Annotated in this window: 12 protein-coding genes; 6 read left to right on the top strand and 6 right to left on the bottom strand. The window is 29.6% G+C overall.

What is annotated here, in order from left to right; all coding sequences use genetic code 11:
- Positions 1–5: 5 nt before the first annotated feature.
- From AXF11_RS07170 to AXF11_RS07145, 6 genes are all read right to left on the bottom strand, one after another.
- A complete protein-coding gene (locus AXF11_RS07170) occupies positions 6–1,259 on the bottom strand; it encodes a Glu/Leu/Phe/Val family dehydrogenase (RefSeq protein WP_068156445.1) in 1,254 nt (417 codons plus the stop codon).
- Positions 1,260–1,540: 281 nt separating this feature from the next.
- Complete coding sequence (locus tag AXF11_RS07165; protein WP_231724669.1) at positions 1,541–2,842, bottom strand: sucrose-specific PTS transporter subunit IIBC; 1,302 nt, start codon at positions 2,840–2,842, stop codon at positions 1,541–1,543.
- Between the two features lie 119 nt (positions 2,843–2,961).
- Positions 2,962–4,653, bottom strand: a complete 1,692-nt coding sequence (gene treC, locus AXF11_RS07160) for an alpha,alpha-phosphotrehalase (protein ID WP_068156443.1) — start codon at positions 4,651–4,653, stop codon at positions 2,962–2,964.
- A gap of 125 nt (positions 4,654–4,778) precedes the next feature.
- A complete protein-coding gene (locus AXF11_RS07155) occupies positions 4,779–5,828 on the bottom strand; it encodes an SIMPL domain-containing protein (protein WP_068156440.1) in 1,050 nt (349 codons plus the stop codon).
- A gap of 46 nt (positions 5,829–5,874) precedes the next feature.
- On the bottom strand, positions 5,875–6,966 hold the full coding sequence (locus AXF11_RS07150) for an SIMPL domain-containing protein (protein WP_068156437.1): 1,092 nt from the start codon (positions 6,964–6,966) through the stop codon (positions 5,875–5,877).
- An 89-nt stretch (positions 6,967–7,055) separates the two neighbouring features.
- Positions 7,056–8,189, bottom strand: a complete 1,134-nt coding sequence (locus AXF11_RS07145; protein ID WP_068156434.1) for an SIMPL domain-containing protein — start codon at positions 8,187–8,189, stop codon at positions 7,056–7,058.
- A 230-nt stretch (positions 8,190–8,419) separates the two neighbouring features.
- Here AXF11_RS07145 and AXF11_RS07140 point away from each other — a divergent pair, with 230 nt between their 5' ends.
- The 6 genes from AXF11_RS07140 (at position 8,420) to AXF11_RS07115 (ending at position 13,325) form a co-directional block, all read left to right on the top strand.
- Complete coding sequence (locus tag AXF11_RS07140) at positions 8,420–9,409, top strand: PASTA domain-containing protein (protein ID WP_068156430.1); 990 nt, start codon at positions 8,420–8,422, stop codon at positions 9,407–9,409.
- A gap of 31 nt (positions 9,410–9,440) precedes the next feature.
- Positions 9,441–10,331, top strand: a complete 891-nt coding sequence (gene rsgA / locus AXF11_RS07135; RefSeq protein WP_068156427.1) for a ribosome small subunit-dependent GTPase A — start codon at positions 9,441–9,443, stop codon at positions 10,329–10,331.
- 27 nt (positions 10,332–10,358) lie between these two features.
- Complete coding sequence (gene rpe, locus AXF11_RS07130; RefSeq protein ID WP_068156424.1) at positions 10,359–10,994, top strand: ribulose-phosphate 3-epimerase; 636 nt, start codon at positions 10,359–10,361, stop codon at positions 10,992–10,994.
- A gap of 17 nt (positions 10,995–11,011) precedes the next feature.
- Positions 11,012–11,674, top strand: a complete 663-nt coding sequence (locus AXF11_RS07125) for a MarR family transcriptional regulator (protein WP_068156422.1) — start codon at positions 11,012–11,014, stop codon at positions 11,672–11,674.
- A 76-nt stretch (positions 11,675–11,750) separates the two neighbouring features.
- Complete coding sequence (locus AXF11_RS07120; RefSeq protein ID WP_068156420.1) at positions 11,751–12,479, top strand: tRNA1(Val) (adenine(37)-N6)-methyltransferase; 729 nt, start codon at positions 11,751–11,753, stop codon at positions 12,477–12,479.
- A 108-nt stretch (positions 12,480–12,587) separates the two neighbouring features.
- Positions 12,588–13,325: a hypothetical protein gene (locus tag AXF11_RS07115; RefSeq protein ID WP_068156419.1), complete on the top strand. Its 738-nt coding sequence runs from the start codon at positions 12,588–12,590 to the stop codon at positions 13,323–13,325.
- Positions 13,326–13,335 lie beyond the last annotated feature (10 nt).

Raw genomic sequence — 13,335 nt, 5'->3', positions numbered from 1 at the left:
AGATTTTAGTACCAACCTCTTACTTTCATTGCTTTAGAAATTGTATCAATACTCTTCATATAAGCTGCATTTCTTAGATCTACTTTATATTCATCAGCTATTTCCCACACATCTTCAAATGCTTTTGATAATAGCGCATCTTCTTTTTGTTGAACTTCATCAAATGACCAGTAATAGCTTTGCAAGTTTTGTACCCATTCAAAATATGAAACTACAACTCCACCTGAATTTGCAAGTATATCAGGAATTACTGTAATTCCTTTTTTGAATAAAATTTCGTCAGCTTCTGGAGTAGTAGGTCCGTTTGCTCCTTCTGCAACAATTTTAGCTTTAACTTTGTCCGCATTTTCAGAAGTAATTTGATTTTCTAGTGCACAAGGTGCAAGTACATCAACTTCCAATTCCAATAATTCGGCATTTGTGATGTCTTTTCCATAACCTTTATTTTCAATGATACGACCATTTTCTTCAAAATCTTTGATGACTTTTTCCATATCGATCCCATTTTCATTGTAAATTGCAACATCGGTATTTGAGAAAGCTACGATTTTTGCTCCGTCTTTGTGGGCGTAATAAGCTGTATAAAATCCTACATTTCCAAATCCCTGAACTGCGTAAGTTGCTCCTTTTATATCAATTCCTAATTTTTTAAGTGCTTTTTTGGCATTTAAGTTAACTCCGTATCCAGTAGCTTCAGTTCTAGCCAGTGAACCTCCAAATTCTAATGGTTTTCCTGTGAAAATTCCTTTCGCTGATCTTCCAACTTTTTCTTCGTAAGCCTCAACCATCCAAGACATAATTTGTCCGTTAGTGTTAACATCTGGAGCGGGGATATCCACTTTTTCTCCGATTACTGGTGAAATTGCTTTTGCAAACCCTTTTGAAATTCTTTCTAATTCACCTTTTGAGTAATCTTTAGGATCTATTGCCATTCCACCTTTTCCACCACCGTAAGGGATTCCTGCAACAGAGCATTTGAATGTCATCCAAGTAGACAGAGCTTTTACTTCATCTCTTGTAACACCTGGGTGAAATCTAAGTCCACCTTTATAAGGTCCTACTGCGTTATTGTGCTGTGATCTGTAACCTGTAAACGTTTTAATACTTCCATCGTCCATTTTTACTGGAAATGATACTTCCAACACTCTCTGAGGATTTTTTAAAATTTCATACACAGCTGGATCTGCATTTAATTTATCACAAGCTGATTTAATCTGTTTTTGTGCAATTTCAAACGGATTTAATGTTTCTTTTGCCATAATTCTTTCTCCTTATCTTCAAAATATATTTCGATTAACAAATATTTTATACTATAAAATTTGAAATTTTGCAAGTTTTTTTTAAAATTTTTCAAAATTAATATGAAAAAATTTTTTTCTTTTGAAACTTTTTTCAAAAAAACTATTTCTAAAAATTTAGAAATAGTCTTTTCAATCTATATTGTCTAATTATTTTTCCAATTTTACAAACATATAAGTCAATGTAAAACTTACTGCTGCTCCTACGATTATAGAAATTAGGTATAGTGGTAATTGAGCATTTAAGAATAATAAATTCCTGGTATTACAGTTACAGCCATTCCTGAAGCTTTAAGTCCAAAAATTGAAGCTAGAAATCCACCTGTAGCTCCACCTGCAAGTCCCATCAAAAATGGTTTCCCTTTTCCTTTAATTAAATTTACCCCATAAATTGCTGGTTCTGTAATTCCTAATGCAGCTGATAACGCTGATGGCAATGCCAATGCTTTTAATTTTACATCTTTAGTTTTAACTCCAACTGCCAAAACTGCTCCAAATTGTCCTGCAACTGCTGCTGACAACAATGGATTAAATTTATTAAACCCATCTTTTGCAAGTAATTGAATTTCCAAGAAATTAAATACATGGTGAACTCCTGTAACAACTATTAATTGTTGAAGTCCTCCAATTACGATTCCTGCAAGTCCAAAAGGAAGTGCTAAAATCCATTCTGTTCCTTTTAAAATATAAGTTTCTAGTGAATGGAATACTGGTCCTATTATAAATAATCCCAATGTGCTCATTATTAAAAATACTAAAAATGGTGTAACTAGTAAATCTAATGCATCTGGTACAACTTTTCTCAATCTTTGTTCTAATTTTGCTCCAATCATTCCAACGAATAGCGCTGGTAAAACTGTCCCTTGATATCCAACTACTGGGATAAATTTAAAGAACATTATTGGATGTGCATCTCCTGATGCCACTTGATATGCATTTGGCAACGAAGTGCTTATTAACATTGAACCTAAAACGATTCCTAATACAGGCGATCCTCCAAAAACTTTAAATGCAGACCAAGCAACTAATGCTGGTAATATTACAAATGCTGTATCAGTCAATACTTGTGTATACAATAAAAAATTTGGATTTATGCTATCTGGTGTCATTCCCAATAATTTCAATAAATTTTCATTTGTAAGTAATCCACGAAGTCCCATAAACAGACCAGTTGCAACCAAAACTGGAATAATTGGTACAAATATATCTCCGAATGTTCTTGAAATTCTTTGAATTATGCTACCTTGCTGAGCCGCTTCTTTCTTCATATCTGAAACAGATGTTTCGCTGACTCCTCCAAGTCCTTGAACCGCTTCGAAAACTTTATTTACCGTTCCAGTTCCAAAAATAATTTGGTACTGTCCTGAAGTAAACATTGTTCCTTTTACCTTTTCGATATTGTCGACTTTTTCTTTATCTATTTTATTTTCGTCATTTACCATTATTCTAAGTCTTGTCGCACAATGCGCAAATGAACGGATATTTTCTCTTCCGCCGACGGCTTCAACTACTTCTTTAGCTATTTCTTCGTAACTTTTAGCCATTTTTCCTCCTTCAATTTAATAAATATTTTCTCTAAATTTTTCTCACTATAAAAGTATACCTTGTTTTTCTTAAAAGTCAACAAGATTTCTAATTTTCTTATATTTAAACAATTTTAAACTTATTTTACCTTTTTAAAAATTATTGCCTCATATGGCTTTAAAACAAGTTTATCCCTATTTATTTCAGGACTTTCCACATAATTTGAAAGTAAAATAAAGGCTTTTTCCAAATCCAGTCCTTTTACATCGAATTCAGTAGTTTTGTCATAAAAATTGGCAATTATTACCAATTCCGCATCTTCTCCTACTCTCTTATAGGCGTAAACTTTTTTATTTTCTAAATCGATATCTTCATATTTTCCTGTAATCAAAAGCTCTTCTGTTCTTCTTAACTGAATTAGGTTTTGATAGTGATAGAATATCGAATTACTATCTTTTAGTGCACTTTCGGCATTTATCTTCTTATAATTTTCTGGAATTTCAATCCACGGAGTACCACTTGTAAATCCGGCATTTTTTGTATCGTCCCATTGAACTGGCGTTCTTGAGTTATCTCTTGATTTTTGCATCAAAATGTCAAGCACTTCTTTTTCAGAAAGTCCTTTATCTCTCAATATTTTATACATATTTTTAGACTCCACATCCCTATATTTTTCAATTTTATCAAAATATGGATTTGTCATTCCGAATTCTTCTCCTTGATAAATGTACGGTGTCCCCTGGAGTCCGTGAAGTACTGTTGCAAGCATTTTCCCTGATTTTTCGTGAAAATTTTTGTCATCTCCAAATCTTGATAAAGCTCTTGGCTGATCGTGATTAGTCCAAAAAGTTGCATTCCATCCATTTCCTTCATACATTCCAATCTGCCATTTTGAAAGTATTTTTTTAAGTTCTACAAAATCGAATGGTGCTTTTACCCATTTTTCTCCATTTGGGTAATCCACTTTTAAATGATGGAACGAAAAAGCCATTGAAAGTTCTTTTTCTTGCGGATTTGAATATCTTACACAATTTTCAAGACTCGTTGATGACATTTCTCCAACAGTCAGTAAATCATTTTCTCCAAATGCCTCTTTGTGAATTTCCTTCAAATATTCGTGAATTTTAGGCCCATCTGTGTAAAATCTTCTTCCATCTGGAACAAATCTTGTGTCACTTCCATCGTCATTTAAAAATCTCTGGTCTTTTGAAATTAAGTTAATCACATCAAATCTAAATCCGTCAACTCCTTTGTTAAGCCAATATTTTATCATTTCATAAACTTTTTTTCTCACGTTTTCATTTTCCCAGTTCAAATCAGCCTGAGTTACATCGAATAAGTGCAAATAATACTGTTTTCTTTTTTCACTCCACTTCCAAGCACTTCCACCAAATTTTGACTGCCAGTTTGTCGGTTCTTTTCCATCCACTGCATCTTTCCAAATATAGAAATCCTTGTATTCAGGATCCCCTGCTTCAGATTTTTTGAACCACTCATTTTCAGTTGAAGAATGATTTACGACAATGTCCATCACTATTTTTATATCCCTTTTGTGAGCCTCTTTTAACATTTCTTCAAAATCTTCCATTGTCCCATAGCTCTCATCTATGTTGTAATAGTCGCTTATGTCATAACCGTTATCATTTTGTGGAGATTTATACATCGGTGTTAGCCATAGCACTTCCACTCCTAATTTTTTTAAATAGTCCAATTTTTCTGTAATTCCTTTTATATCTCCCTGTCCACTTCCAGTTGTGTCATTAAAACTTTTTGGGTAAATTTGATAAACTACCGATTTATGCCACCACTTTTTCTTAAAAATTTTTTTCATTTAATTTCACTCTCCATTTTTTATTTTTTGTTTTTTGTCTTTTTATCAAAAATTTATCAAAAATTTAAATATTTCATTATAATTATACCACAAAAAAGGGAATTTCTTCATTCCCTTCAAAAAAATTAATTCATCTCAAATTCAATGTAAACTTCTTTTGAAATATTGAGTTTTGATGGATTTATAACTATATTTTTTTCCAAAACCTTGTCCATTAATTCTTTGTCACTTTTTTCCAAAATTTTTGAATCAATCGAAGCATATAAATTGTAGTTATAATTGTAATCAGAATATGCTCGGATAACTCCATTTGACTTATCAGTTATTGTAACTGGATTTTTTAAGCTCAAATTAGTTTTTCCCAAAATAACTTGTGCCTTTTTTAGAGCTTCCTTATAAGCGCTTTCATACAGCTCATCTTCCAATTTCTGCTTGTTATCAATATCATATTCAATGTACCCATTTGTCCCAATCCCAACCGCATACGCAACGCTTATTATATTTCCCAGACTTTTCATATCTCTAGTTGTAACTTCAACATTGTGAGTGACTGTGTTAACTTCTTTTTTTACACTTTCTCTTTTTTCAAGACTGACTTCGTCATTTTTAAATCCAGCAATTTTTACAATATTTCTAAGTCCTTTTGTGCCAAGTTTCTTTTGTAAACCGTTAAATTTATCAATCGCTTTCTGGTAAGCGGCTTTAGCTGTTTTATCCCTTGCTTTTATCTCAAAAGTATTTATTCCTTGTGAATTTATTTCAACTTTATAAATTTTTTCATTTGATAAAATCTGCAAAAAGTCTTTTAAACTGTTTAACTCAAGCTTATCTGCTTCAATTGTTAAAACTGTTTCGTATTCCTTCGCTCCCTTATTGACCGTTTCATATTCCCAATCATAAGATTTATCGGTAAAATAAGAAACTGAATCTATCTTTTCATATTTTCCACCAGATTTACTTAGTAAACTTTTAAATTTTTCAAGTCTTTGCGAATTTTCCCGACTCGCTTTATCCAAATTTTCATCTTGAGTTTTTATTGTAAGCTCCACTTTTGCTGAATTTGGAAATATTTCTTTTTTCGCAATTCCTCTAACTTGTATTCTTTTTCCAGAGACGACATCAGAAAATGTTAAAACACAAGTCATCATAAATAAAAATGTCATTATTTTTTTCATTTTTTTATTTTAAAATTATTATTTAAATAATTTTATCTCCTTTCATTTATTTTTTTTGCATCTCATACATCACAGATATATTTTGCTCTATTTTTAAAGGTTTTGGAGTGTAGTCAACTCTTGTTTTCCCAACTTTATAGTCTCTATAGCCTCTATTAAAATCATACCCACCTCTTATCTGCATTCCTGAAGAATTTCTTTCTTCTGTTAAATCATTAGCTTGTGTTTTCACTTCCCATTGGCTGTCAATCCTATCTATCATTTTTTGCTGAAAGTCCACATCTTCACTTACGACAATCACATCTCCAACTTTTAAATTACTTGACTTTAAGATACTTTCTGCCTTTTGTCTTGCTTCATTATAGGCATCACTGTACATCTGCGACTCGATTTCATTTCTGTTGGACAAGTCAAATTTTATCGAACCTGCTATATTAAGGCCATCGGTGTCCGCCAAAGTTATTATCGCATTCAAATCTTTTAAATTTTTTGTTGTAACTTTTAAATTGTGAGTTACTTCATAAACTTCCGTTTCTTTATAATTTTTGGCATTTTCTTTAATTTCATAATCTCCAAAAAAAACATTATTTTTTGTTGCATTTATTGCTTTTAGTTTACTTCTCAAAATATCCAGTTTTGAAAATAATTTATTCAAAGTGCCATTTAATGTCTTATCGCTTTCTTTTAACTTAATTTCGTAAACATTTTCTTTCTCATCCTTTTTCACGCTTTGAAATTTATCTCCGTTATTTAGTTCAATGAGTTCTCCCAGCTTTTCAAAATCTACATTTTTTACAAAAATACTCATTTGACCAGAATATGAAGACACACTTTTATTGTCTGAATAATTTTTATCTTTAATTTTTCTATCTGAGAGAGAAACTGTTTCAATATTACTAATCTCAATATTTTGCGCTCTCAAATCCTTTTTAAATTTTTCCAGTTTTTGCTTCACTTTGGAAGACGCCGCACTCAAAGTTTTGTCCTTGTCCTTAATTTGAAAGCTCAAAGTTGCCATATCTGGCATGATTTCTCTTTGTGCATTTCCCGTCACGCTTATTTTTTTTACATTATCTTCATTTGCAGAAAAAATATTTAGACTTAATAATGCAAAAAGTACCACTAATATTTTTTTCATGTTTATATCTCCTTTAAAGACTTTACAATTTTATCCATTGATCACTTTTCTATTGACTTTTTATTTTTTTCTTTTCTCTTTTATAAAAATCATTTTATCTCATACATCACAGACACATTTTGCTCTAATTTCAGTGGTTTTGGAGTATAATCAACTTTTGTACTGACTGCTCTTTTTGCTGAAGAATATCCGTATCCATCTGAATATTCAGCAGTAAAACCGTATTCTTTTTCTGGCGCTGGAAGTTCTACTGTGTTTGTTACTGCTTTCACTTCCCACTGACTGTCAATTTTATCTATCATTTTTTGCTGAAAATCCAAATCTTCGCTGACTATAATTGGCTTTCCAAGTTTTAGCACACTTGACTTTAATATGCTTTTTGCCTTCTTCTCAGCTTCATTAAATGCCTGTTTATACATCTGCCGCTCAATTTCATCTTTATTTGACAAGTCAAATTGAATTGAGCCATTTATATTAATATCATTGTCCGCAGCAATAGAAATTATCGTATTCAAATTTTTTAAATTTTTTACTGTCAATTTTAAATTATGATTTACATAATACATGTCAACAGGTGTTTTACTGTCATTTGTATAATTTTCAGTAATTTTATATCCACCAAAGATGACGTCATTTTTAGTTTCACTCACGCTTTGCAATTTTTCTTTTACATCGTTTACTTTGACAAATAATTCATTCAAAGCCGCATCCACAGTTTTATCTGTTTCTTTCAAATTTACAGAATAAGCATTTTGAGAAAAATTTTTTTCAATTTTACTAAAATTTTTGTCCCCATCTACACCAATTAATCCACTTAATCTATTAAAATCAATATTTTTTACCAAAATCTCAATTTCGGCGGTATAAGAAACTGGCGTTTTTATTTCACTTTTTTGTTTTTGATTTTTTGAATTTTTTGGCTTTATATCTTCTTCATACTCCGTCTTTTTTGTATCGTAAAATGAAACTGTCTCAATTTCTCCCGTTTGAATTTTTCTAGCGCCAAGTTCTTTTTTAAAATTTTCTAGCGCATCTTTTGCCTTTTTTGTAGCCACATTCAAATCTTTGTCTTTTTCTGAAATCAAAAAATTTATAACCGCAATATCTGGCATAACTTCTTTTTCAGAATTTCCAGTCACACTTATTTTTCTTATAAGATTCTCATTTGATGAAAACAAATTAAAGCTACTTAAAATAAGCAAAGACATCATTATTTTTTTCATAAAATCCTCCTTCTTTTTTTGTTTTTAATTTTTTTATTTTTTAAATTTTATTTATTTTTTATTATCTTAATCATAATTATACCATATTTTTTTTATTTTAAAAGTATAATTTTAAAGTTGATTTTTTAGTTTACAATCTTTAATTTAAAAATTGTATTTATTTATTAATTGTGATATTATATTAATGAGTAATTTATTAAAATAAAAATTATAAAAATATGAGGTGTACGATGGCAACAACAAAAAAATTAAATCCCGGTAAAGTAACAAGATTTGTTATTGTGATGATTTGTTTAGTAACGCTAGGAATTTTTGGACGAGGTGTGTTTGAAAGACATTTTTTTAACACTCGTATGACTGTTATTCCGAATGTTACTAACCTGAATGAAAAAGAAGCTATTAAATATTTGAAAGAAGCTGGTCTAAAGGTCAAAGTTATTCATTCAAAAACTGAAAAAGTACCGCTAAACGTGGTTCACAATCAGGATCCGCGTCCTGGAAAAAAAGTTAAGGTGAATAGAGTTATAAAAATTTGGGTAAATAATGGACAAAATCAAGTTGTGCCAAATATAATTGGACTTGAACTTTTGGAAGCACGTTCAAAATTAAAAGGACAAAATATTCAAATTGAAACTATTGACTATTATCCGTCAAACCAAAAATATAACACAATTTTGGGAGTTTATCCAAAGCCTGGAACAAAACTTGAAATTAATCAAAAAATTTCAATACTTGTATCTTCTCAGCAAATGATAGATCCGTCTGTAATGCCAAATTTAATCGGACTTGATTTGAACGACGCAAGAGAGCTTGCTAAACAAGTGGGAATAAATATTCAAAATGTATCTTACACAAGTGATCAGACATTGCCACTAAACACTATTATTTCCACAAATCCTGCAGCTGGAGCTAGAATTCAGCATGGACAAAATGTATCTGTTGTCATAAATACAGTTTCCCGTGCTAGAAAACGTCAAACAACTGAGGAAATCATAAATAATTCAAAAAGTGATATCAACAAAAATGGAATAGAAAAAGCAATTGACGACACAATTAACAAAATTGACAACAGCGAAACAGAAAATAAAGGTACAAACACTAATACAACAAACAGTGGAAGTAGCGGAGGAAGTAACTCAAATTCTTCAGGTCATTCTTCTTCGCAAGGAAATAATTCAAGCAGTCAGCAATCACCGCCACAAAATGAGGATGGTGAGTAAAATTCTTTACTACTAGGAGAGGAGAAAAGTTATAAAAGGAAAAGTTATCAGAAAAATTAAAGGTTTTTACTATATCGTGGATAAAGATGCGAAAAATTTGGAAGAAAATAACATTTACGAATGTAAATTGCGAGGTAGCCTAAAAGTAAAAAACAACAAAATGAACTGTATTATTGGAGATGTCGTAGAATTTGACGAAAATGAAAAAGTTATAACTAAAATTTTTGAGAGAAAAAATTATTTGATTAGGCCACTAATTTCAAATATAGATTTTATCGGTATTTTATTTGCAATTAAAAATCCAAAGTTTGATTTTACTAACTTTCAAAAAATGTTATTAAACGCAAATTATCAAAATATTCCGTGTATTTTGATTTTATCAAAAATTGACTTGGTTTCTGAAAATGAACTAAATCAGTTTTTAGACGATTTTGAGAAAATTTTTAAAAATACGATTTGTGTGTTTCCAATTTCCATAAAAGAAAATTTAGGAATTCAAGAATTGAAGAATTATATAAATAAAAAGTCTATCGTAATTTCTGGACCATCTGGATCAGGAAAATCCACACTTATAAATTCTTTGATAGGTGAAAAAATACTTACAACAAATGACATCAGTCAAAAAACAAAAAAAGGACGCCACACGACCACTGAAAGTAGATTTTTTATGACAAACGAAAATTCTTACATAATTGATACACCGGGATTTTCTACACTTGATTTTCCAAAATTAAAAAATAAAAAGGAATTGGAGCTACTGTTTCCAGAGTTCCTACAATTTTTACAAAATTGCAAATTTCGTGATTGCATTCACACAAATGAGCCTTTTTGTGCGATTAAAGAAAATGTACAAAACCATAAAATTCATAAAAAACGATATGACTTTTACCTTTATTCACTGGAAAATATAAAAATCAAATAAATTTTAAAAAAGAAAGAGGAGATTTTAATGGGAAAAAAGATAATTGTTGCACCTTCTCTATTAGCAGCGGATTTTAGTAATCTAAAAAAAGAAATTCAGGAAGTTGAAAATTTTGGAGCTGACTTTCTTCATCTCGACGTTATGGATGGAAACTTTGTACCAAATATTAGTTTTGGCACACCTGTTTTAAAAGCGATAAGACCTCACACAAGCCTTGTTTTTGATGTTCATTTGATGGTTGAAGATCCTTGTCATCTAATTCATTTATTCAAAGACTGTGCAGATATTATTACTGTTCACGCAGAAAGTACAAAACATTTAAATAGAACCATTCAACTAATAAAGTCTATGGAAAAAAAGGTAGGAGTAGCTCTTAACCCATCGACTCCACTAGATGTTTTAAAATATGATTTAAATAACATCGACATGGTGCTAATTATGACGGTAAATCCTGGTTTTGGCGGACAAAAATTTATCCCAGAAATGCTTACTAAAATAAAAGAATTGAGAAAATTAGCTCCAAAAATTGACATTGAAGTGGACGGCGGAATAAATAATGAAACTGGAAAACTTGCAGTAGAAGCTGGTGCAAACATATTAGTTGCTGGCTCTTACATCTTTAGTGGAGATTACCAAAATAAAATTAACTCATTAAAATTATAAGAAAGGGGAAAAAATAAATGTATAATAAAATGGAAAATTTATTGGATCAATTTTATAAAACGTATTATAAAATTGAAGAAATTAATTTGAATCAAGTTATCAAATGTCTTACTACAACTGAATTGCACGTGATAGAAGCCATTGGACAAGATAAAATAACAATGAATGAACTATCTGAAAAACTTGGAATTACGATGGGAACAGCATCAATTGCCATAAATAAATTAAATGAAAAACAATTCATTGAGCGTATCCGCTCTGACGAAGACAGAAGAAAAGTTTTTGTAAAACTTTCCAAAAAAGGAGAAATGGCACTAAATTATCACGGTAATTTTCATTCAACTATCTTAGAAAAAATTACAGAAAATATTTCGGAAAAAGAATTAAAAGCATTTGTTAAAACTTTTGAAACTATCGTTAATAATTTGGAAGAAGTAAAAAAAGATATTCAGCCAGAGTCAATTTTGACTTTTAAGGAGGGGGATACAGTTCAAGTTTCCTCAATTAAAGGCAGTGTTGCTATTAGAAAATATTTGAACGAAAAAGGAGTTTTGATAAAATCACTCATAAAAATTATAAATATTGACAAATTTTTGATTACGATGTTAGTTGATGGAGATGAAAAAATTTTAAATGTAGAAGATGCAGAAAATATAATGGTTAGAAAAAATTCCTTGTAATTTGTTTTAAATTTAAAAACTCTTTAAAGAGTTTTTATTTTCTTTACAAAAAAGAATTTATGTGAAAGAAGGTTTTATGAAAAAAAATGGAGAAAAAACGATAACATCAATTAAAGATTTAAAAATTATTCAAAGAAACGACTTTCAAAATTTCACTTTAGATTCCGTCTTAATTTCTGACTTTGTAAAAATTAATAGGAAAACCAAAAAAATACTTGACATCGGAACTGGCTGCGGCATTATCTCAATTCTTTTGGCAAAACGCTCAAAAGCAAAAATTACAGGAATTGAATTACAGGAAATAATGGTTGAAATTGCTAAGGAAAATGTGAAAAATAACGGTTTTAACGGTCAAATTTCAATTGTAAATGAAGACATAAAAAATTACAAGAAAATTTTTTCTTACGCTGAATTTGACGTAATAGTTACAAATCCGCCGTATTTTGAATTTAAAGGCGAAATCTCTCAAATTAATAATTTGGAGCAATTAGCCTATGCTCGCCACAATGTAAATTTGACACTTGAAGAAATCATAAAAATTTCAGCAGATTTACTAAAAAATATGGGAAGTTTTTTTATCGTTTTTCGATGTGAACGGCTAATTGAAATTATGGAACTTCTAAAAAAATATAGTTTAGAACCTAAAAAGATGAAAACCTGTTATACAAAATGGAATGGACACGCTAAAATTTGCATGATTGAAGCCATTAAAGGCGCAAATAAAGGACTTTGCATTGAAATGCCCATTTTTGTCTATGATAAAAATGGGAAAAAGGACGAATACATTGAAAAGCTTTATAAATAAGTTATTTAGAAAAATTTAATTATGTTCTTGACATTTACTGTAGACTGTGATAATTTTTATATAATTAAATAAATTAAAATTATAAAAAATAAATTTGGAAAGGTGAATATGTTAAAAAAAATACTTATTTTAATAACGTTTTTATTAATAAATATAATAGCATTTTCAGAAAAAAGTAAATTTTTAGCAGTTGGGAATGTAAAAATTGTACGACAAGAGCCACTTATAATTAAAAGAGAAGATCTTAATATCACGATTGAAAAAGATAATACTATAAAAGTTGAAAGTTTTTACACTTTTGAAAATGTTGGAAATTACAATGTGAAATCAACATTTCTTTTTTGGCTGGATTCAAATATCGAAAAAGTAGAAAAAGAAGATTTTAGTAATAAAAATACAAATAACAGAGGACGATATATAAAAAATATAAAATTTTTCTCCGATTACAAAAAATCTCAAAATTTGAGAGCTGTCATAAAATTTGATGAAAATATTTACAAAAATCAAAAAAACGAAAATATTCAAAGAGAATGGTTTGCAATTTCAAAAGTTATAGAACCAAGTAAAGAAGGAAAAATTTTTCTTTCCTACGATTTACAAAATACAAATTTTTTACAAACAAAAGATTTTACATACAGTTTTGAGTTAGTAAATAATTTTTTAAATAAAAATAAAGCGGAAATTTTTTATGTAAATATTTACAATAAGTCAGCTAAAAAAATAAAAAATATAGATTACAAAGGATACGAATTTAAAAACATAACTAAAAATAAAAACAACGAACATTTTGAACTTCTCGCAGGAAATGTTAATTTAGATGACAAAATGGTAATAAATTTTTATTAAAATGAAAGGA

Origin of the sequence: Leptotrichia sp. oral taxon 847 (assembly GCF_001553645.1) — a bacterium.
Classification (GTDB): domain Bacteria; phylum Fusobacteriota; class Fusobacteriia; order Fusobacteriales; family Leptotrichiaceae; genus Leptotrichia.
The sequence above is the reverse complement of the archived record's forward strand: the minus strand, read 5'-3'. Positions and strand labels throughout refer to the sequence as shown.

Coding starts and splice junctions, on each gene's coding strand:
- AXF11_RS07170 (WP_068156445.1), bottom strand. CDS start 1,259: ATGGCAAAAGAAACATTAAATCCGTTTGAAATTGCACAAAAACAGATT.
- AXF11_RS07165 (WP_231724669.1), bottom strand. CDS start 2,842: ATGGCTAAAAGTTACGAAGAAATAGCTAAAGAAGTAGTTGAAGCCGTC.
- treC (WP_068156443.1), bottom strand. CDS start 4,653: ATGAAAAAAATTTTTAAGAAAAAGTGGTGGCATAAATCGGTAGTTTAT.
- AXF11_RS07155 (WP_068156440.1), bottom strand. CDS start 5,828: ATGAAAAAAATAATGACATTTTTATTTATGATGACTTGTGTTTTAACA.
- AXF11_RS07150 (WP_068156437.1), bottom strand. CDS start 6,966: ATGAAAAAAATATTAGTGGTACTTTTTGCATTATTAAGTCTAAATATT.
- AXF11_RS07145 (WP_068156434.1), bottom strand. CDS start 8,189: ATGAAAAAAATAATGATGTCTTTGCTTATTTTAAGTAGCTTTAATTTG.
- AXF11_RS07140 (WP_068156430.1), top strand. CDS start 8,420: ATGGCAACAACAAAAAAATTAAATCCCGGTAAAGTAACAAGATTTGTT.
- rpe (WP_068156424.1), top strand. CDS start 10,359: ATGGGAAAAAAGATAATTGTTGCACCTTCTCTATTAGCAGCGGATTTT.
- AXF11_RS07125 (WP_068156422.1), top strand. CDS start 11,012: ATGTATAATAAAATGGAAAATTTATTGGATCAATTTTATAAAACGTAT.
- AXF11_RS07120 (WP_068156420.1), top strand. CDS start 11,751: ATGAAAAAAAATGGAGAAAAAACGATAACATCAATTAAAGATTTAAAA.
- AXF11_RS07115 (WP_068156419.1), top strand. CDS start 12,588: ATGTTAAAAAAAATACTTATTTTAATAACGTTTTTATTAATAAATATA.